Source organism: Erythrobacter sp. JB3-1 (assembly GCF_057364995.1).
Window position 1 is genome coordinate 1,818,076 of sequence record NZ_CP200289.1, and the last position, 19,202, is coordinate 1,837,277.

General features: G+C 56.6%; 15 protein-coding genes. 13 read left to right on the plus strand and 2 right to left on the minus strand.

Annotation, left to right across the window (positions count from 1 at the left end):
- Nucleotides 1–176 precede the first annotated feature (176 nt).
- From AC0V6M_RS08680 to AC0V6M_RS08715, 8 genes are all read left to right on the plus strand, one after another.
- A complete protein-coding gene (locus AC0V6M_RS08680; RefSeq protein ID WP_486138420.1) occupies nucleotides 177–1,367 on the plus strand; it encodes a class I SAM-dependent methyltransferase in 1,191 nt (396 codons plus the stop codon).
- A 2-nt stretch (nucleotides 1,368–1,369) separates the two neighbouring features.
- Nucleotides 1,370–1,738 (plus strand): hypothetical protein, encoded by a 369-nt coding sequence (locus AC0V6M_RS08685; protein WP_486138421.1) that lies wholly within the window; start codon nucleotides 1,370–1,372, stop codon nucleotides 1,736–1,738.
- A 28-nt stretch (nucleotides 1,739–1,766) separates the two neighbouring features.
- Nucleotides 1,767–2,969, plus strand: a complete 1,203-nt coding sequence (locus tag AC0V6M_RS08690) for a serine hydrolase domain-containing protein (protein ID WP_486138422.1) — start codon at nucleotides 1,767–1,769, stop codon at nucleotides 2,967–2,969.
- 113 nt (nucleotides 2,970–3,082) lie between these two features.
- Nucleotides 3,083–4,507, plus strand: a complete 1,425-nt coding sequence (locus AC0V6M_RS08695; protein WP_486138423.1) for an MmgE/PrpD family protein — start codon at nucleotides 3,083–3,085, stop codon at nucleotides 4,505–4,507.
- Nucleotides 4,498–4,908 carry a nuclear transport factor 2 family protein gene (locus AC0V6M_RS08700; protein ID WP_486138424.1) on the plus strand — a complete coding sequence of 137 codons (411 nt, stop codon included), beginning with the start codon at nucleotides 4,498–4,500 and terminating at the stop codon, nucleotides 4,906–4,908. Before AC0V6M_RS08695 ends, AC0V6M_RS08700 begins: the two co-directional genes overlap by 10 nt.
- 59 nt (nucleotides 4,909–4,967) lie before the next feature.
- Nucleotides 4,968–5,453: a DUF3598 domain-containing protein gene (locus AC0V6M_RS08705; protein WP_486138425.1), complete on the plus strand. Its 486-nt coding sequence runs from the start codon at nucleotides 4,968–4,970 to the stop codon at nucleotides 5,451–5,453.
- A gap of 126 nt (nucleotides 5,454–5,579) precedes the next feature.
- Nucleotides 5,580–7,985: a TonB-dependent receptor gene (locus tag AC0V6M_RS08710; protein WP_486138426.1), complete on the plus strand. Its 2,406-nt coding sequence runs from the start codon at nucleotides 5,580–5,582 to the stop codon at nucleotides 7,983–7,985.
- Nucleotides 7,986–8,210: 225 nt separating this feature from the next.
- Nucleotides 8,211–9,053, plus strand: coding sequence for a DUF1838 family protein (locus AC0V6M_RS08715; protein ID WP_486138427.1), 843 nt, complete (start codon nucleotides 8,211–8,213; stop codon nucleotides 9,051–9,053).
- A 12-nt stretch (nucleotides 9,054–9,065) separates the two neighbouring features.
- Here AC0V6M_RS08715 and AC0V6M_RS08720 read toward each other — a convergent pair whose 3' ends face one another.
- Together AC0V6M_RS08720 and AC0V6M_RS08725 are read right to left on the minus strand one after the other, a co-directional pair.
- Nucleotides 9,066–9,689, minus strand: coding sequence for an isochorismatase family protein (locus AC0V6M_RS08720; RefSeq protein ID WP_486138428.1), 624 nt, complete (start codon nucleotides 9,687–9,689; stop codon nucleotides 9,066–9,068).
- Between the two features lie 36 nt (nucleotides 9,690–9,725).
- Nucleotides 9,726–12,248: a TonB-dependent receptor gene (locus tag AC0V6M_RS08725; protein ID WP_486138429.1), complete on the minus strand. Its 2,523-nt coding sequence runs from the start codon at nucleotides 12,246–12,248 to the stop codon at nucleotides 9,726–9,728.
- Nucleotides 12,249–12,405: 157 nt separating this feature from the next.
- Here AC0V6M_RS08725 and AC0V6M_RS08730 point away from each other — a divergent pair, with 157 nt between their 5' ends.
- From AC0V6M_RS08730 to AC0V6M_RS08750, 5 genes are read left to right on the plus strand one after another with little or no spacing between them, the layout of a single operon-like run.
- On the plus strand, nucleotides 12,406–13,086 hold the full coding sequence (locus AC0V6M_RS08730; RefSeq protein ID WP_486138430.1) for a GntR family transcriptional regulator: 681 nt from the start codon (nucleotides 12,406–12,408) through the stop codon (nucleotides 13,084–13,086).
- Between the two features lie 5 nt (nucleotides 13,087–13,091).
- Nucleotides 13,092–14,024 carry a hydroxymethylglutaryl-CoA lyase gene (locus AC0V6M_RS08735; protein WP_486138431.1) on the plus strand — a complete coding sequence of 311 codons (933 nt, stop codon included), beginning with the start codon at nucleotides 13,092–13,094 and terminating at the stop codon, nucleotides 14,022–14,024.
- A complete protein-coding gene (locus tag AC0V6M_RS08740) occupies nucleotides 14,024–16,081 on the plus strand; it encodes a hydantoinase/oxoprolinase family protein (RefSeq protein ID WP_486138432.1) in 2,058 nt (685 codons plus the stop codon). Before AC0V6M_RS08735 ends, AC0V6M_RS08740 begins: the two co-directional genes overlap by 1 nt.
- Before the next feature lie 4 nt (nucleotides 16,082–16,085).
- Entirely contained in the window at nucleotides 16,086–17,981 is a 1,896-nt protein-coding gene (locus AC0V6M_RS08745; protein WP_486138433.1) for a hydantoinase B/oxoprolinase family protein, read from the plus strand.
- Nucleotides 17,978–19,177, plus strand: coding sequence for a CaiB/BaiF CoA transferase family protein (locus AC0V6M_RS08750; RefSeq protein ID WP_486138434.1), 1,200 nt, complete (start codon nucleotides 17,978–17,980; stop codon nucleotides 19,175–19,177). Before AC0V6M_RS08745 ends, AC0V6M_RS08750 begins: the two co-directional genes overlap by 4 nt.
- Nucleotides 19,178–19,202: the final 25 nt, after the last annotated feature.

Sequence of the window (19,202 nt, forward strand, 5' to 3'; positions counted from 1 at the left end):
ATATGGTTCATCCACTGCCCAGAACGATACCCGTCTGTCGTACTGAACCAGCTTGGACTCCAGGACTGACCGCTACGCGGCTAAAATGGCGTTTCAAGATGAGTAACCACGGTGCCCAAAGTACCACTCTCATATAAATACTTGCGATACGACATCATGGGCTCAGGAGAATTGAGTTGGCGCAGTTTGTTTCGGGACAGGCAAAGCACGATATGCTTGTCGTCGGCAATCACGATGACCTTGCAAAGCAAGAGTTCGCGATGAGCCTCAAGCGCTTTACCCAAGATCGCCTTTTGCCGGGACTCGGCCCTGTGTTCGAGGGGCGAGTATCGAAGGCCTACAAGAAAAAGCACGGGCAAGAGCCGGCTGACCGCCACCAAATCCGCGAGGGCATGGTCGCTGATCCCTATTTCCAGACTTATGCGCTTACCAACCGTGTGGCGCAGGAGATGATCTGGTCATCCGTTCAAGCGCCGATTGAGCGCGATCTCGATGCGATGAACGCAGCTGCGGCCAGGCTTTCTAACGCCAATAAAGCGCCTGTGGAGACTTCATCCGAGTTTGAAGTTCCGCGCTATGTCAGCGCGATTGATATTCACTGTATGCCAGGCGGCTATTCGACCGAAGAAAACCAGCAGGATGTTGCTGCAGGGGCGCTCTATGATCGCGGCGTCTATCTTTATTCGATGGGTATGATGGGGCCGGACAATGACGGCATGGGGCGCTCGGTCTGCCAGTATGTCGAGCGGCAATTGAACGGTTTCACGCCTACTAATATTCTCGATATGGGTTGCACCGTCGGCCATTCGACCCTGCCGTTCAAAGAAGTGTTCCCTGATGCTGATGTGACCGGGATTGATGTTGGCGGGCCGTGCATCCGCTATGCCCACGCCCGCGCCGCCGCCAAGGGATTGGACGTTGGATTTATGCAGCGCGATGCGTCGCAAACTGGTTTTGAGGATGAGAGCTTCGACCTGATCGTGAGCCATATCCTGCTGCACGAGACCAGCGGCAAGGCGATGCCGCAAATATTCGAGGAATGTTACCGGCTGCTCAAGCCGGGCGGGTATATGATCCATGCCGATCTACCGCCCTTCCTCAAAATGGGCGCGTTCAACCAGTTCATTCTGGACAATGAAACCTATTACAACAACGAACCGTTCTGGGGCGCGATGCGTGATCTGGATCAAGAGCAAATGGCCGCTGATGCCGGTTTTGCCAAAGAGGCCGTGCGCTTCGACACCGCTCCCTTCTTCATCCCCGAAGGCTTCGCACCTGAGCCGGCGCCTGACGCAGAGCAGGAATTCGTTGCAGGTGAATTTGCCCCCGGCGCTGGCTGGGAAGTCCTGATCGCAAGGAAGGATTGAGCATGGACGCTGAAACACCCGCATCACGCCTACCGCGCTTTTCAAAAGGCAGGCGGCCTGAATTTTATGCCGAAGAGGGTTTGGACGAGGCCATGTCCATGATCCTCACCCTGGCAGGCGAGTTTAACGCCATGCGCGACCGGCTGGACACGATTGAGCAGATTGCTGAGCAAAAAGGCATTATTCTCTCCGAAGAGATCGAAGGGTTCGTCGCCGATGAGGAATGCCAAGCAGGCCGGGCCGCGCGGCGCGATGAATTCTTGCAGTCGCTTTATTACGTGGCGCTCAAGCGCACCGAAGAACAGGCGTTGCAGCAGAGCCATGATGGCTATCTCTCGACATTGGACAACATCGCTAAGGGCGACGTGTAAACGCGACGCGTTCAAAAGGATTTTGACTATGCAGGCTTTGTATCGTTTCGCTCTCGCCAGCAGCGGTGCGGCTTTGATGGCGGGTTGTTCGGTATCGGATGGCCAGCAAGGCATCGCCTCGTGGAGCGAGCGACCTGCATCGTCAGAGGTTCTCTACCAGCAGCGACTGGAAACCATTCAAGGTCGCGGGCGGGCGGTATACGATATTCTGGCCGATATTCCTGGCGCTGATCCTGCAAATGCCAAGCTAACCTTGGCCGCCAACGGTTCGATTGATACCGCAGCCATAGATGCGGCAGCGCAATATGCCTCGGATGCGGCCAGCTCTGCACTGCTTGTCTGGCATAAGGGCGAATTGGTAGCCGAACATTATTTCGGTGGTGCCGCCGCTGATACACAGCTCAATTCCAAATCGCTTTCCAAACCATTGACGGCTGTTGCCGTGGGCCGGGCAATGGCGCTGGGCCATATCGACAGCCTCGATCAACCAATCGCCGATTTCGTGAGCGAATGGGAGGGTACGCCTAAAGCAGCCATGACCATCCGCCACGCGCTCACCATGCATTCCGGTATGCTCGAACAGGGCTTCGATATGAGCTTCGACAGCCCATTTCCGCGCGCCTATCTCGACCCGTATCACGGCCAGTATATTGTCGATGAATATCCGCTTACCGATACGCCGGGTTCGCGTTTTGCTTATGCCAATGCAGCCAGCGATCTGATCGCGCTATTGATCGAGCGGGCAACGGGCCGCGAATATGAAGAGTTTATCGGCAATGAGATTTTCCGGCCCATTGGCGCGCCGGGCGGCAAGATATGGATCAACCGCGAGGGCGGCCTCGCGCATTCGGGCTGTTGTATGGAATTGCCCGCGCAAACATGGCTGAAGGTTGCGGTGCTGCTGGTGAACGATGGCATGACAGGCGGGACGCGTTTGTTGCCGGATGGTTTTGTCGATCAGATCCGTCAGCCATCGCCCGACAATCCGCACTATGGTCTCGGCGTGTGGCTGGGCAGCCCGTATCTGGAAAAGCGCGGATTTCTCGGTACGAAGAGTAACCCCACCGGCGTTTATCACAGCGAGCCTTATCTTGCCGATGACGTCTTCCTATTTGATGGAAACGGCAATCAGGTCGCCTATCTGGTTCCGTCGGAAGAGCTAGTGATCCTGCGGATGGGGGAAGTCCACAAAAAGGTTTCACATGGGACAATGCCGCATTGGCCAACATGATCCTGCGTGGGATAAAACGGTAGGATTTCGGCGGGGCGCCGTTTTATCCGCCAGTCGATAAGAACGCCGATTTGCCTGCTCCTGAAATGATTTAGGCCGTATTTATTTGGACTATGAGCAAGGTTCAAAAACCGGCAGAGTTGATCGACCGATCGGGCGGCAAAATGACCGAACGATTGGTCGACCGTATCTTGTGCTCGAGCCCGGCGGACCTTCCTCCCGAAGCGCTCAAATTCGCCAAGACATTTCTTGCTGACAGTTTGACAACAGGTGTTGGCGGGGTGGCCAATCCGGGCAGTCGGAAGGTGCTAGCGGCGGTGCGCAAATGGGATCGGGGTAGCAAGGGTATGTGCCAGATTCTTGGCCGGCCCGGGGTTGTTTTATCGCCGCATTCCGCAGCAGTGGTGAACGGATTTCAGATTCATTGTCTGGAATGGGATGCGTTGCATGAACCATCTGTTGTTATTGCCCTGTGCACGCCGGTTGCCGCGATTTTGAGCGAAGGGCAGGCGGAAAAGTGTAAGCTCAATGATTGCCTTTTTGCGTTGACGATTGCGGTCGAGGTGGCCGTGATGTTTGGCGCTGCTGCCAAAGATCACCCGCGCTTCTTTCGCCCTTCCACCGCCGGCCTAATGGGAGCGGCGGTTGCGATCGGGTTGTTGAGGGAGTTTGACCGCGAGACAATGATCCGTTTGCTGGGGCTTGCCTATAGCCAAGTGTCGGGAACGATGCAGGCGCATTGGGAGGGTTCCGAGGCGTTGCCGATGCAAATTGGCATTGCTGCACGCGCGGCTTTAACCGCTGCTGATCTGGCGGAGGCTGGACTGACCGGCCCGAAAGATATCATCGATGGCAAGTTTGGCTATTTCACATTGGTTGAGGCTGGCGGAGACTTTGAGGATGCGCTTGAGCAATATGCGAAGCCGTGGAAAATCACTGAAGTTGCGCACAAGCCGTTCCCGGCTGGCCGCGCCACGCAGGCCACGCTCACCGCGATTATGGACCTGCAAAAGCAGGCCGTGTTTTCAATGGGCGATGTTGTCTCGCTGACCGCGCATGTTCCCTCGCTTATCCTGTTGCTGGTAGGGCGCCCATATTCTGCGGAGATGGAAGGTGCCTATGCGCGGCTGTGTTTGCAATGCGTGGCGCCCATGATGATCCGGCGCGGGACGATTGATCCAGGACTGTTCAGGGGGCGGTATTTCGCCGAAGCCCAAGCCATCGAAGATGCGCAAAAGGTTCATGTCATCTTGGATGATAATCCCGATCCCAATGCGCTGGGCCCGCAAACCATAGTTGTCGAGCTCAAGGATGGTCGCGTGCTTGAGGCGCAGATTGACGCGCCTTTTGGTTCACCATCAAGGCCGCTTGCGCGCGAAGATGAGATTGAAAAGGCGCGCCTTAGCTTTGCAGTTGCGCGTTTCGCGTCCGAACCATCCGCCGTGTTTGAAGCGATGGATACCAGCGGCGAGGAGACTTTGCTCGCTGACATTGTGCGGTTGGTCACTCGGCCAGAGGAGGCAGAGCCATGTCTTTGACAAGAGAGCAAGTTTTGGCAGCAGGGATCGACAATTTCTTCCTGAAATTGAACGCGCATGATCTGGATGGCGTCATGGAGGGTGTCACCGAGGAGTGTGAAATGCGCATTCCATCGAGCAACTTCACGTACACCGGCAAGCAAGCGCTGCGCGATCATCTGCAGGATTTCATAACGAGTTTCCCGGTAATCAATTTCCGGGACTTTATCCCGGTTGCCGATACCGAAGCACGAAGATTGGCAGTGCGGTTCAACATCTCTTTGATCGAGGAAGACGGAACCGAAACGCATATGTCGAACTGCAACTTTTTTGAAATTGATGAGCATGGCCGATTGGCCGACATCCTCATCTACGCATCGGCCCCTTTGAACAAAGGCTTCGAAGTCGGCTCCAGCACTTGATTACGAATTGAATAGCAAAGGAAACGCTCATGGTAGAATTGACTCCCATTCGCAAAAATATGCCATTGCTGGCGAAAGCTGAAGGCGTCTGGGAAGGCGTCTACCGCTATTACGACGCAGAGACGGGCGAAAAGGTGGACGAGCACAAATCGCGCTTGCTCTGCCGTTTGCCTGATGACGCAAAACCAGCTGATTACCATCAAACCAACCACTATTATTGGACGGATGGCCGACATGAAGCGCGCGACTTTCCCGCCAGCTATCGGGATGGCCGCATTTGGTGGGACAATGAGCATATCAAGGGATCTTGCGGGGCAATGTTGCCCGATGACAATGATCTGAGCATGTGCCTGAACTGGGTTCGAAAGGGCGAGCCCGGCGTTTATCTTTATGAGTTTATCCAGGTCGATAAGGAAAACAAAAATAAGTCCCGCACCTGGCAGTGGTTCCGTGACGGGAAATGCTACATGCGAACCCTCATCGACGAGGTTTTTGTGACGCGCGATTGGCAGAATTGGAAAAATTTTGATCCGCCAACCTCTTGATTTTATTGAGACGGCAAAAAAACTATCCGCTTGCCGAATAAAACAGAACTGGTGCGACAGAATTTCGCAAGCGCACTGTTAGCCTGCTCGCGCAACATACAAATGCTAAGGCAGACGGGGGAACTCATGAACTCGAAGACAAAAGCACTCGCCACTACAAGTCTTGCGGCTGCAATTCTGGTCCCAGCGTTTCCAGTCATGGCTCAGGAGGCAGAGGCCGAGGCAGAAGTGAGCTCTAACGTCATCATTGTGACGGCGCGCAAAGTTGAAGAGAGCATCCAGGACGTTCCAGGCTCGATCACAGCGCTTTCCAAGGAAGATCTTGCAGAACGCCAAATCGTCGAGCTTGAAGATGTCGCCTTACAAACACCAGGCCTGGTGTTTGAGGATTTCTCGAATGGCGGTTTTGGATCACCCACCATTCGCGGAACCAGCCAGTTTTCGGTCACTTCGCTGGAAACCAACGTGGCTCTGTTCCTTGATGGGATCAACATTCCGCGCAATTACGCATTCGATATTGGCGCCACCGATTTCGACCGTATCGAAGTTGTCAAAGGCCCGCAAAGCGCACTTTACGGCGCCAATGCCTTTTCCGGCGTTATCAACTACATCACGACCAGCCGCAGCCTCAACGAGATCGAGGCATCGGGCAAAGTATCGTTCTCCGAAAATGGCGGCTTCGATGTCTTTGGTGATCTGTCTGTTCCAGTCATCGATGATGTTTTGTCCGTGCGCCTCGCGTTGGGGCGTTCTGAATTTGATGGTGACTTTGACAATATTCACCCATTGGCAGAATCGGCACCCAATCCGGGCACAGATGAAAGCATTGGCGGATATGAAAAATCGTCAGTCCAAGTGGGAGGCAGCGTGCGTCCATTTAGCGCGCTTACCGTTGATTTCGATTATTATCGTTTTGAAACGGTTAGTGAGCAAGGCCCGACCTATCGCCTGACACGCAACATTGATCCCGCTGTTGCGGCCTTGGGTGTGTCCGCAGTGCAGGATGCCAATTGCAGCAATCCCAATGGTGAAGGGTTCCAGTTGTTCTGCGGAACCTTGCCTTCGTCCCCGCCTGTTAGCTCGCTGGGCGTGGAAGGCTTTGTTCTAGATCCGCGCGGATTTGGCCTTGATGCGTCATCAGATTTGTACCGCGTCGGTGCCAATCTGGACATCACAGACAATCTGTCGCTCAGCTATCTGTTTGGCAGCTATTCTGGCGATGTGTTCTCGGCAGGAACTAGCGATCGCGATCCTTTGGTGGGCACTCGTTTGTTCTTCAGCCAATTCTTCCAGTTTCCCTTTGGTGTCGGCCAAAACGCTTTCACGTTCTCACCGGTTGGTGACTTCTCCTATAAGACTCACGAAGCGCGCCTGGCCTATGACAATGATCAGGGGCTCTACCTGATGGCGGGTGTCTATTATCAGGATGGTTCGGATTTCAACCAGTTCAGCGGCACTTTTATCCCACTGGGCGTCGATGCGACCACACCGTTTACAGCCATTCAGGGTAATCCCACGCAAAGTGCTATTACCGACACAGAAAAGTTCGCTGTGTTTGGCCGCGCAGGATTGTCGCTCGCCGACGACAGGCTGAATATCAGCCTTGAAGGCCGTTACACTGATGAAGAAATTACGCTGACCAATTTGCTTTCGATTGCAGATGAACAGTTTGTGCGACCCGATGATTATTTTACCGGTCGCGGCAGCATCGATTATCGCATCACCGACGACAATCTGTTCTATGCGTCAGTTGCAAGAGGCTTCAAATCGGGCGGCATCAATTCGCCTGATGGTCTGGTGGAAGAAGACCGTTTCTTCGGTTCGGAAACTAACTGGACTTATGAAATCGGTTTGAAAAACACCTTCTTGAACGGTGCAGCAACATTCAACATTGCAGCCTTCTATATTGACTGGGGCGACCTGCAAATTCAGCGCCAGCCAACGGTCCCGGCGCCGTTTGTAAGCCTGATTACCGACAATATTGGAAGCGCATCGTCGAAAGGTATCGAGGTTGAGGCGTTCTGGGAATTTGCTGACGGGTTCTCGATCAATGGCGGTCTTGCCTATATTGATGCAGCCTTTGACGAAGGGACCATTTCAGAGCGTCTGCTGACATCGGGTTCGAGCTCCTTTGGCGCTATTCCTATCTGTGATGATGTAGTCTGCAATGCCAATGGTGATGTCGGCGGCAATGCGGTTCCCAGAACATCGGAATGGCAGTGGAATGTGGGCGTGTCAGGCGAAGTGCCAGTGACCAGCGCTTTCGACGTTTTCGGCAGGGCTGATTTGGCTGGCCAATCCAGCCAGTTCGTCTCTGAAATCAATGCAGCACGCATCGAGCCACGGGCGTTGGTGAACACCACCTTGGGTGTTCGCGGAGAAAATTGGTCCGCTTCTATCTGGGCACGAAACCTGTTTGACAAACAATATGTATCGAACGCGTTTTTCATCGTTCAGTCCTTCCAGCCGGAATACATTCCCACGCTGGGTAGCCGCCGCCGTATCGGTGCGACGGTGAGTTTTGATTTTTAAGCCCTTTACCAGTTGGAGTTTTAGATGAATCGCAGAGAATTTGTTGCAACAGGGGGCGCTAGCGCGGCGGCCATGATGTTGTCGGCTGGTTGCGCCGCCAATGCGAAAAGCCAAAGCCCCGGCGGGCTTGGCGCAGCTACAGGTGGTTCGGTTGACAAGGGCCTGAAAGGTGGTTTTCTTGATCTGACGACGCCTCGCGGAAATCGCGATGCGATAGCGAGGATTATGGGCGATGTTGATATGAAGTCGACCAAAGTCGGCTGGTATTCAGGCATTGTCCAAGGCGTCCGTCCGGGTGAACCTGTGCGCGATCTGATGGGCTTTACTGGTTTTTCTTGTGCGAAGCTCCTCCCCTCTTTGGAGGGCAAAGATCCAGGTTATCGTAAAGTCTTGCGCGAGGTGGGCTATTATACCGATCTCAAGACTGGCGAAATCATGGATACGTGGTTCAACCCCTACCTCGAAGAAGAGGTGAGGGTGGTTCATATCGCCAACGATCCATTCAATTTTGAGCTGACCGATTACGTGCCGTTGCCGCCTAACTACGGCGGATTGAATGACCAGGCACCGCCCAAAATTCCACTGCAACTCGACTGGACACGCAAAAACGATGTGCTGGGCATGGCGCAGCGTATCAATCTGTTTTACCCTGCAGCGCTCCAGCCAGACAAATGGCCGCGCGAAAGCGGTAATGCATTCAATCGTGTGACAGAGATGTTCCTGTATCAGATCGACTGGAAAGAGATGCAAAACCCCGCCAATACAACCGTCAAGACAAACGGTTCATGGTCGCGCATCACCCCTTGGCTTCCTTGGATGCTGATGGGGCCAAGCGAGGGGCACATTTGCTACAGCTGTTTCATGGGATCAGGGGATTCGCTAGACCTAGCTGACCAGGTGGCATTGGATTACGCCGAGGCAAATCATCCCAAATACCTGAAAGCGCCAGATGTGTGGGAAGAGCCATCACTTTCTTCGCTAGAATGGTATGCGCGTGAGCAACAACCAGCGCCGCTGCCCGCTGATGGCAAGATACCCGTCGCAGCGGCCGCTAAGCCGCCTTTCTAAGTCGGGGTTGTTTTAGTCAAGTGTGGTGAGGTGAGCGACGATTTCTCCTTCGCTCACCACATCGGCGTATTTGGCATCCATATCGAACAGATTGGCTTCATGCGGGGCCTCGTGACGGTCGCCTACGGCATCGCGCACCACGGTTGTAATAAAGCCGTGGCTCATCGCATCCACACATGATGCACGCACGCAGCCGCTCGTGGTCAGGCCGGTCAAAATGACGTTGTCCACGCCTAGCGCGGTTAAGGTTGAGGCGAGCGACGTCCCGAAAAACGCACTGGGATATTGCTTGGAAATGATCAGCTCATCCTCGCGCGGCTCCAACCCTTTGGGCCATGCGCCCATCGGACTCCCTTTGAGGAAGTAGCGCAGCGGGCGGGCCTTTTCATAAAAGCGCCCGCCATCAATTGCCTTTGGGTGGTACACCACATTGGTCAGGATGATCGGAATTCCCGCATTGCGGGCGGCCTCGCGCACGCGCAGCGCCGAGGCAAGTGCATCATCCACGTCTGCATAAAGATCGCATTCTGGGTCGAAATACCCCTCGACAAAATCGATCAGGATGAGAGCGGGCCTTTTGCCAAAGCCCGCCCTTTGTCCATAGGCTTTGGCGTAGTTTTCATCGAGCTTGCTCATCACAACGCCTCTATTGGTGATCGCTAGATATTTGGCTTAGAACTTAAAGCCAATTTCAGCGCCAACCAGGCGGCGTGCGCCCGGCGAGATGAAGGATCCGCCAAATTCGATCGCCGGGATCACCTCGTTGAGATATTCGCGGTTCAGCGCATTATTGGCAAAGATCGCGGCGGTGATATTGCCAGTCTCAATCCCAGCGCGCAGGTTTAGCACGCCAAAGGCATCACGCCGCGCCACGCCGTAATTCGCATTGCCGACGAATGCGGGAAGGGCGAGAGCTGACCCTGGTAGCAGGCCAGAGAAGAGCGTGGGCGCTTCTTGGTTTTGGAACGAGTGGAACCAGGTCGGGCCAGTAATCCGGTAGTCCGCGCGTACGATCAGATCGACATTGTCATTGAATGGGACGTCAATCTCTGTGCCCAGATTGATCGTGTAATCAGCGGTGTAGGGCGATTTATTGCCAACCGTTGAAGGGCGCGAGCTGTTGGCTTTGATCTCGCTCTCGGTGACATTGACCGAGCCGAAGAAAGTCCAGCCCTCAACCACTTCGGCAGAGGTGTTGAACTCAATCCCGTAGACATCGACCTCGTCAATGTTGGACACGACCCGGAGCAAGCCGAACGAGCCAACGAAAAACTCGAAGAACTGCATGTCTTCAATGTCGGTGTAATAGGCAGCCAGATCGAAGGTGATCGCGCCGCCCGCAATCTCGCCCTTTACGCCCGCTTCAAAGGCAGAGGAGACCTCTTTGTCGTACTGGTCTTCGATTGTCACATCCGCGCCGATAAATTGCACGAAATTGGCATCGATGATCGCGGCAGAGCCTTGGTTGTTGAAGCCGCCCGACTTAAATCCAATGCCCCAGTTCGCATAGAAATTGAGGTCAGGATTGGGTTGCCAACTGAGGCTGACTTTCGGTTGGAGTTGGCGGAAGGTCGCATCGACCGGCGCGAAGGCTCCAAAGGCCAAGCCAGGGTTGATCGGGCCGCCGGTGAACGGATCGAGCGCGCCGGCTGGCACAAGCGATTCTGACGAGCGGTCTTCGATGTCATAACGCAGGGCAAGGCCAGCGGTGAAATCGCCGAATTCATATTCCGCATTGCCGAACACGGCATAGACACTGGTGTCGAATGTATCATTGAGCAGCAGCGAGGTTGGGTTGGCGCTGCCCGGTGCGTTGAACAGCTCGCGGCTGACGCCTGCGCCCGTGTCGCCGCCGATGCTGACGCCGGTTTCGCGGTCAATGTTGAGGAAATATGCGCCGATCTGCCAGCTCAGCGCATCGCCGCCGTTAGAGGCCAGGCGGATCTCGCCGCTGATATCGGATTGCTTGCGGATCTGCGGCTGTGTGCCGTCGCATGTGCTCGGGCTGTAAGCGCCGAAGGTGGAGCCGTTGACCGGGTCGAAGATGAAGGGAATCGGCAGGGCGCCGACAAAGCCGGGCTGGTTGACCGGAAAGCCGGTAAGGTTCGCGGTGGAGGAGAAGCAGCTGTCGACCACATTTTGCGCGGCGGGGTCCGCCGCTCCGATGAAGCGGGCAAAATCGGCCGAGGTGCCATCGGCGGTCAGCAGTTGATCGACGTCGGAATAGAGCGCCCATGCGGTCAGTGTGATGTCGCCAAAATCATGTTCGATCTTGGCTGAGATGTCTAAGCTGTCCTGCTCGTTAGTGGGGCGGATATTGCCATAATAGCGGAACGGATGGTCGTTCACATCTTCGTTAAACGCCGGGTTCACGCCCGCGAAATTGGGCAGGTGGAACGAGGAATTGAAGTTAATCGATGCACCGCGCAGCTGCGAATAGCGTGCTTTGATATCGAGCTCTGTTGCCTCGCCCAGGTTCGCGATCAAGCGCCCGTCTACGCTCCACACTTCCTGATCATCGACCACATCGCTATCGAGAAATTCATTGCGGAAAAAGCCGTCGGTGCTGCGGTAATAGCCAGACACGACGAAGCCTAGATTGTCGCCGAGCGGCCCAGTCACATGGCCGGTTGCCTGTATGGTGTTTTCGTTCGCGTAAGACGCCTTCACTCCGCCTTCAAAGAAATCGGAGGGTTTCAGCGTTTGCAGCACAATCGCACCGGCCGCAGCGTTGCGCCCGTAGAGCGCGCCTTGCGGACCTTTCAGGATTTCGACCTGGCGCAGCGTTCCTTGGGTCTGGTTCAATTGCGCGGTGTTGGTTTTAAGGATGCCATCAACCACCAGCGCGACGGAGCTTTCCGCATCGCGCGCACCATTGACCCCGCGAATGTTGATCTGGGTGTCGCCCGCCTCAGCCGTGCCAGTCACGATAGTGACGCCGGGGGTCAGTTGAACGAAGTCCTCGGCATTGTCGGCGCCGGTGCGCTCCAAAGCTTGAGCGGTAAGGACCGAAACCGATGCAGGAACATCTTGCAAGCGTTCATTCTGGCGCCGCGCGGTGACGATAATCGCATTGTCTTCTTCATCTGCATCGACCGAGGTGGGCACCTCTGAATCTTGCGCGTGAACAGGTGTTGCGAGCGCGGGCGCAAATGCAGCCGTGGCGAACAGCAGAGCTTTGGTTGAACGCTTCATAATTCGACTTCCCCAGATTTATCGTAATCCGATTTTGATCGGACTTGGACGGTGGCGGCTGCGATCTTCCGAAAAATCGCACAGCGAATAAACAATCATTGCAGTGCGCGTCCCTTATTGTATACAAAATCAACCCGTCAAGCTTTTAGAGGATTCTATGTCTCGCGCATCGGACAAGGCCTACTCGCAAATCCGCGAGCTTATCATCTCGGGCGATCTTGCCCCGGGTGAGGCCTTGGGTGAAGAGGCGTTGGCTGAGATTTGCGGCGTGTCGCGCACACCGATCCGCGAGGCCTTGCGCCGACTAGAGGCGGATATGCTGATCCGCAAAACGGAATCTCAGCGCAGCTATGTCTCTGACTGGTCGCTGGATGATGTGCATGATGTGTTTGAGCTGCGCGCCATGCTGGAGGGGTATGCCGCGCGCAGAGCCGCAGAGCTGATGGGTGATGCGGTTCTCAACGCGCTAAAAATGCACAATTCCGGTCTTGGAGATGCGGTTTCGAGTGATCCGCCGAATATCGAAGAATTCCTTGCGCGCAACCGCGAATTTCATGCGCTGATCCTGCGAGCCGCGGCTTCGCCTCGGCTCGAAATTCTGCTGCAAACCTTGATTGAGCAGCCAGTAATTTGGCGCACCGCGCATCATTATGAACTCAGTGAACTGGTCCGTTCGCATCAGGAGCATGACGAGTTGATCGCGGCTTTTGAGCGCGGCGATGGGCCGTGGGCGGAGGCGATTATGACCGGCCATATTCGCCGTGCTTTCCATGCTTATTCGGATGCGCATCAAGAAATGATGGCGACGGAAGCGGGTCAGAATAAGAAGCGGGCCTAATATAAATGTATACAGAAAGCATCGAAATTGTTGAGGTCAGTCCGCGCGACGGTTTGCAGAACGAGAAGCAACCGATTTCAACTGCGGACAAGCTGACGCTGATCAATCGGGCAATCGAAGCAGGGGCTCGGCGGATCGAAGTGACCAGCTTCGTCAATCCCAAGGCGGTGCCGCAAATGGCCGATGCCGATGCGGTGTGCGCGGGCCTGCCCGACCGTGGTGATGTGACCTACATTGGCCTGGTGATGAACCTGCGCGGAGCAGAGCGGGCGATTGCCACGGGACGCATTGATCAGCTTGGCGCGGTTGCGGTCGCCACCGACACCTTTGCCATGCGCAATCAAGGCCAGACCAGTGATGGCTCAGTCGATGCCTGCCGCGCTATTATAGAGCGAGCCAAGGAGGCAGGCCTCACCGCGCAGGCCACCATTGGCGCAAGTTTCGGCTGCCCGTTCGAAGGCGAGGTGAACGAGGATCATGTTGTCGCTATGGCCAAGGCCATTGCCGAGGCAGGGCCGGTCGAGATCGCGCTGGCCGACACAATCGGCGTCGGCAATCCAGCGCACGTTGCCCGGCTGGTGGCGCGAGTGCGCCAAGCGATCAATCCGCTGCCCGTCCGTGTACACTTTCACAACACGCGCGGCACAGGCCTCGCCAATGTCTGGGCGGCCATTGGCGCAGGCGCGCAAACGGTTGATGCATCGATTGGCGGGCTGGGTGGATGCCCCTTTGCGCCGGGCGCTGCGGGCAATGTTGCGACCGACGATGTTCTCTACATGCTCGAAAGAGCGAAGATTTCTACGGGCCTTTCGCTCGATACCATTATCGAAACGAACCACTGGCTTGCCGGTGTGATGGATAAAGAACTGCCGGCGATGGTCGGCAAAGCAGGCGGGTTTCCAAACCCGACCGATGATAAAGAAAGGAATGCTGCCTAATGGGCTATCGCCTTGGAGTGGATGTTGGGGGCACGTTTACCGACCTCCTGCTGTTCAATGATGAGACCGGAGCATTCTGGCGTCACAAAACCCCCTCGACCCCGCATGACAGCTCAGAAGGTATTCTGACGGGGGTCGAAGCGATCACGAAGGAAGCCGATGTTGCGCCGAGCGAGATCGAATATTTCCTGCACGGCACCACCGTTGCGACCAATGCGGTGCTGGAAGGCAAAGGCGCGAAAGTTGGCCTGATCGTGACCGAGGGTTACCGCGACGTGATGCAGATCGCGCGCAGCTTTGTGCCGGGCGGTCTGGCCGCTTGGATCGTCTGGCCTAAGCCTCAACCGCTCGCGCATCTGGAGGACACGATTGACGTGCCGGGCCGGATGGGCGCGGATGGCAAGGAAGTGCGACCTCTGGATGAGGACGCGGTGCGTGCTGCAATGCGCAAGCTGAAAGGGCAGGGTATCGAAGCGCTGACCGTCAGTCTGATCAACGCCTATGTAAACGGATCGCACGAGCAGCGCATTGGCGAAATCGCGGCTGAGGAGCTGCCCGGTCTGCCCGTGTCGCTGAGCCATGAAGTTCTGCCTGAAATGCAGGAATATGAGCGCACGCTCTCCACCGTTGCCAATGCGGCGGTGCGCCCGGTGGTCGGCAAATATGTCTCCAACCTGCGCAACCGGCTTGAGCAAGAGGGGCTGAAAGGCAAGCTCTCGCTGCTGCGTTCTGATGGCGGGTTGATGAGCAGCCAGAAGGCTGAAGAGCATCCGGTCAACATTCTGATGTCCGGCCCGGCTGGCGGTGTGACCGGCGCATTGTGGGTCGGCAAGAACGCTGGCCTCAGCAATATTCTGACGCTGGATGTCGGCGGAACATCGACCGATGTGGCGCTGATCGAAGGGCTGGAGGCGCGCCGTGTGCGCACTACCGAAGTCGGCCACTTATCGGTCCGCGCATCGGCGCTCGATGTGAAGACAGTCGGCGCGGGAGGCGGCTCGATCGCTCACGTGCCAGAGCTGACCGGCGCGCTGCGGGTTGGCCCGGAAAGCGCGGGCGCGGTGCCCGGTCCAGTTGCTTATGGCAAAGGCGGCGAAGTGCCGACCGTGACCGACGCCAATGTCGTGCTCGGCTACCTGCCAGAGGATCTGCTCGGCGGGGCGTTCCAGCTCGACCGGGAAGGCGCGAAGAAAGCGGTTCAGACCGTGGCAGATGCGCTGGGCGTTGGCCTGATGGAGGCCGCGCGCGGCATTATCGACATCGTCAATGAGAACATGTTCGGCGCATTGCGCATGATCAGCGTTCAGCAGGGCTATGACCCGCGCGAGTTCGCGGTGATGGGCTTTGGCGGGGCGGGGCCGCTGCATGTGAATGCGGTGGCGAAATTGATGGGCGGCTGGCCAGCGGTCAGCCCGGTCTCTCCAGGCGTGCTTTGCGCGCTCGGCGATGCGACCACGCGGATGCGCACCGAAACCGCCCGCAGCTTCAGCAAACTGGCGCGCGATACGGACGAGGCGGAGCTTGCCAATGTCCTGACCGAAATGGAGCAGCAGACGCGGGGGGAACTGCTCGCAGACGGCGTCCCCGAAGGCGCCATCACCAGCACCTTTGAAGTTGACGTCCGCTATGCGGGGCAAGCCTTCGAAGTGCCGCTGACCATTGACCAGGACCTGCTCAACACAGATGGGATCAACGGTATTCTGGCGCGTTTTGACGATGAGCATTTGCGCCTCTTCACTTTCAACATGGATACCCCGCACGAGATCGTGAACCTGCGCGCGGTTGCGATGGGTGAAGCGCCCGATCTACCCGCCAATGAGCTGGAGAAGGGCGACGGCGATTCTTCGTCCGCGAAGATCCGCGATCACACGCTTTGGATGGACGGCGAAGAACGCGCCGCCGTGATTTATGACCGCGCGAAACTGCGCCAAGGGGACATCATCCCTGGCCCGGCGATCATCACCGAAATGGACTCGACCACTCTGGTTGAAAATGGCTGCACCGCCACGGTCGATGCGGTCGGCAATATCCTTATCAATTTGAACGAGAAGGGCTGAGACGATGCCTGCACAAATCATTCAATCGAACACCACTCCTTTCAAAAAGCTCGATATCGATCCGGTTACGCTCGACATTATTGAGAACGCGCTTCGCAATGCACGCATTGAAATGGATGCGACGCTGGTGCGCACCGCCATGTCACCCGGCATTCGCGAGCAAGGCGATGCCTTTCCGCTGATCGCTGCGCCCAGCGGCGAGATGATCGTCGGCCAATTTGGCAGCTATATCGGCCCGTTCCTAGACGGGTTCGATGGCACGGTTGAGGAAGGCGATATGATCTTCCTCTCCGACCCCTACTCCGTTGGCGGTGCGATCAGCCACTCCAACGATTGGCTCGTTCTGCTGCCTGTGTTCAAGGATGGCCGCTTGGTCGCCTACACGTCGATGTTTGGCCACCAGTCTGACATTGGTGGCATGGTGCCCGGCTCCATGCCGATTGGTGCGACTTCGATCTTTCAAGAAGGTGTCCGCATCCCGCCGGTGAAAATCTGGAAGAACGGCGAATATAACGACGATCTGATGAAGCTCGTGATGCACCAGACGCGCAAGCCCGATTGGTGTCAGGCCGATCTCAACGCGCTGATCGCCAGTTGCCGGGTTGCCTCCAACCGCGTGATCGAAATGTGCGAGCGCTTCGGCGATGATGTCTATTATTCGGCCACCAAAGAACTGCTTGCGCGCAACCACCGCGCGATGAAGGCGCTTATCTCTCAGGCGATCCCGACTGAGAAGGCGAGCTTTGAGGATTACATCTGCGATGATGGCAAGGGCTATGGCCCTTATAAGATCAAATGCACGATGTGGCGCGAGGGCGATAAAGTCATTCTCGACTTTGACGGGACCGATCCGCAATCTGCCGCCTCGATCAACTTTTTCCTCAATGAAAACATGTTCAAGATGTTTTTCGGCATCTACATGATCATGGTGTTCGACCCGCAGATCCTGTTCAATGATGGGTTCTATGATCTGATCGAGGTCCGCATTCCAGAGGGGTCATTGTTGAAACCGAAATTCCCCGCGGCGCTTTCCGGGCGCACCCACGCTTTGGGCCGCATTTTCGACATTCTCGGCGGTCTGCTGGGGCAGGGTACGCCAGAGTTCTTGAACGCTGCTGGGTTCAGTTCATCACCGCACCTCTTCTATTCCGGCTGGGACAACCGAGAGGGCAAAGAGCGCGATTGGTTCCAGCTATTCCAAATCGGCTTTGGCGGGATTCCGGGGCGGCCATTGGGTGATGGACCGGATGGGCATTCGCTGTGGCCAGGCTTCACCAATGTGCCAAACGAGTTTCTGGAGCGCTATTTCCCGCTGCGGATTGAACGCTATGCGACCGAACCTGACAGCGGGGGTGCGGGCCTGCACCGCGGCGGTAATGGTATTCACATGACTTACCGTTTCCTTGCCGATGGTGAAATCGCAATTCATGATGACCGCTGGTTTGTGCCGCCTTGGGGCGTAAACGGTGGACATCCCGGAATGCGCGCAAAGAAAGTTCTCGAACGCGCGGATGGCACCACGGAAATTGTCGGCAATAAGATCGAAGACGTATCCGTCAAAGAAGGTGAACTGCTACACTTTATCACTTGGGGTGGCGGCGGCTGGGGCGATCCGCTGGACCGTGATCCAGAGCTGGTCGGCCTCGAAATCCGGCAGGGCCTCGTCACGCCTGAAGGTGCGGCCAATTATGGGGTCGTGACCGACGGTGACGGCGTCATCAATACTGCGGCGACTGAGGCCTTGCGCACCAAGATGCGAGCTGAGCGCGGCGAGCTATCGTTGTTCGACTACGGCTCTGGAATCGAGACTCTGCGCGCCAATTGCGAGAGCGAAACCGGCCTGCCGGCGCCAATCCAACCTGAGTGGCATGATCAAAGCGTTACGGAGGCAGCCGAATGACCGAGCAGCAGAACAATGGCGCGCTCGCCGGATTGCGCGTGGTCGAGATGGGGCAGCTCTTGGCTGGTCCGTTTTGTGGCCAATTGCTGGGCGATATGGGCGCAGATGTCATCAAGATCGAGGCACCGGGCCAAGGCGATCCGATGCGCGTTTGGGGGCAGGGCGAGGAGAAGGTGCAGTGGGAAGTCATTGCCCGCAACAAGCGCTCTGTGACTTGCAATTTGCGTGTTCCAGAGGGCCAGGCGATCGCCGCTGAGCTGATCAAGAAGGCCGACGTGCTGATTGAGAATTTCAAACCCGGAACGCTAGAGAAATGGGGGCTTTCACCGGAGAAGCTCCACAAGCACAATCCCGGCCTGATTGTGGCGCGCATGTCTGGTTATGGACAGACTGGGCCCTATTCAAAGCGTGCCGGGTTCGGCGGCATTGGCGAGGCGATGGGCGGCTGGCGCTATATCGTGGGAGAGCCGGACCGCGCGCCATCGCGCATGGGCGTCTCCATTGGCGATACTCTATGCGCGACCTATGGCACCATGGGTGTGCTTGCCGCGCTGCATCACCGCGAGAAAACCGGCGAGGGTCAGGTGATCGACACCGCGCTGTATGAGGCGGTGCTGCAAGTCATGGAGGGGCTGGTCCCCGAATATGATTACAATGGCTTCATTCGGGAGCGGTCTGGGTCGATCCTGCCCGGCATTGCCCCCTCGAACGTCTATTCCTGCAAGGATGGCCCGTTTATGATCGGCGGCAATAATGACGCCATCTTTGCCCGCCTGACGCAGGCCATGGGCCAGCCAGAGCTTGCGGAAAGCCCGAAATACGCGACCCATCTGGCGCGCGGAGAAAACCAGACAGAGCTAGATATTCTGATCAATGAGTGGACCGCCACGTTGACCATCGACGAGGTCGATGCGTTGATGATTGAATATTCGATCCCAGCGGGCCGGGTCTACACGGCGAAAGACATGCTGGAGGATCCGCATTTCAAAGAGCGCGAGGCAATCATCGAGGTGGAAACCGAGGGGCGCGGCAAGTTGAAGATGCAAAACGCTTTCCCACGCTTTTCCAAATCGCAGTCCGGTTTTCGCAAATCTGCGCCGACTCATCCGGGACAGCATAACGCGGAAATCTTCGGCGAGCTGCTGGGCTGGGACGAGCAGGATTTGGCCAAACATCAAGCCGAGGGCTTCGTTTAAGACGCGTTCCTGCTGCGCTAAGAAC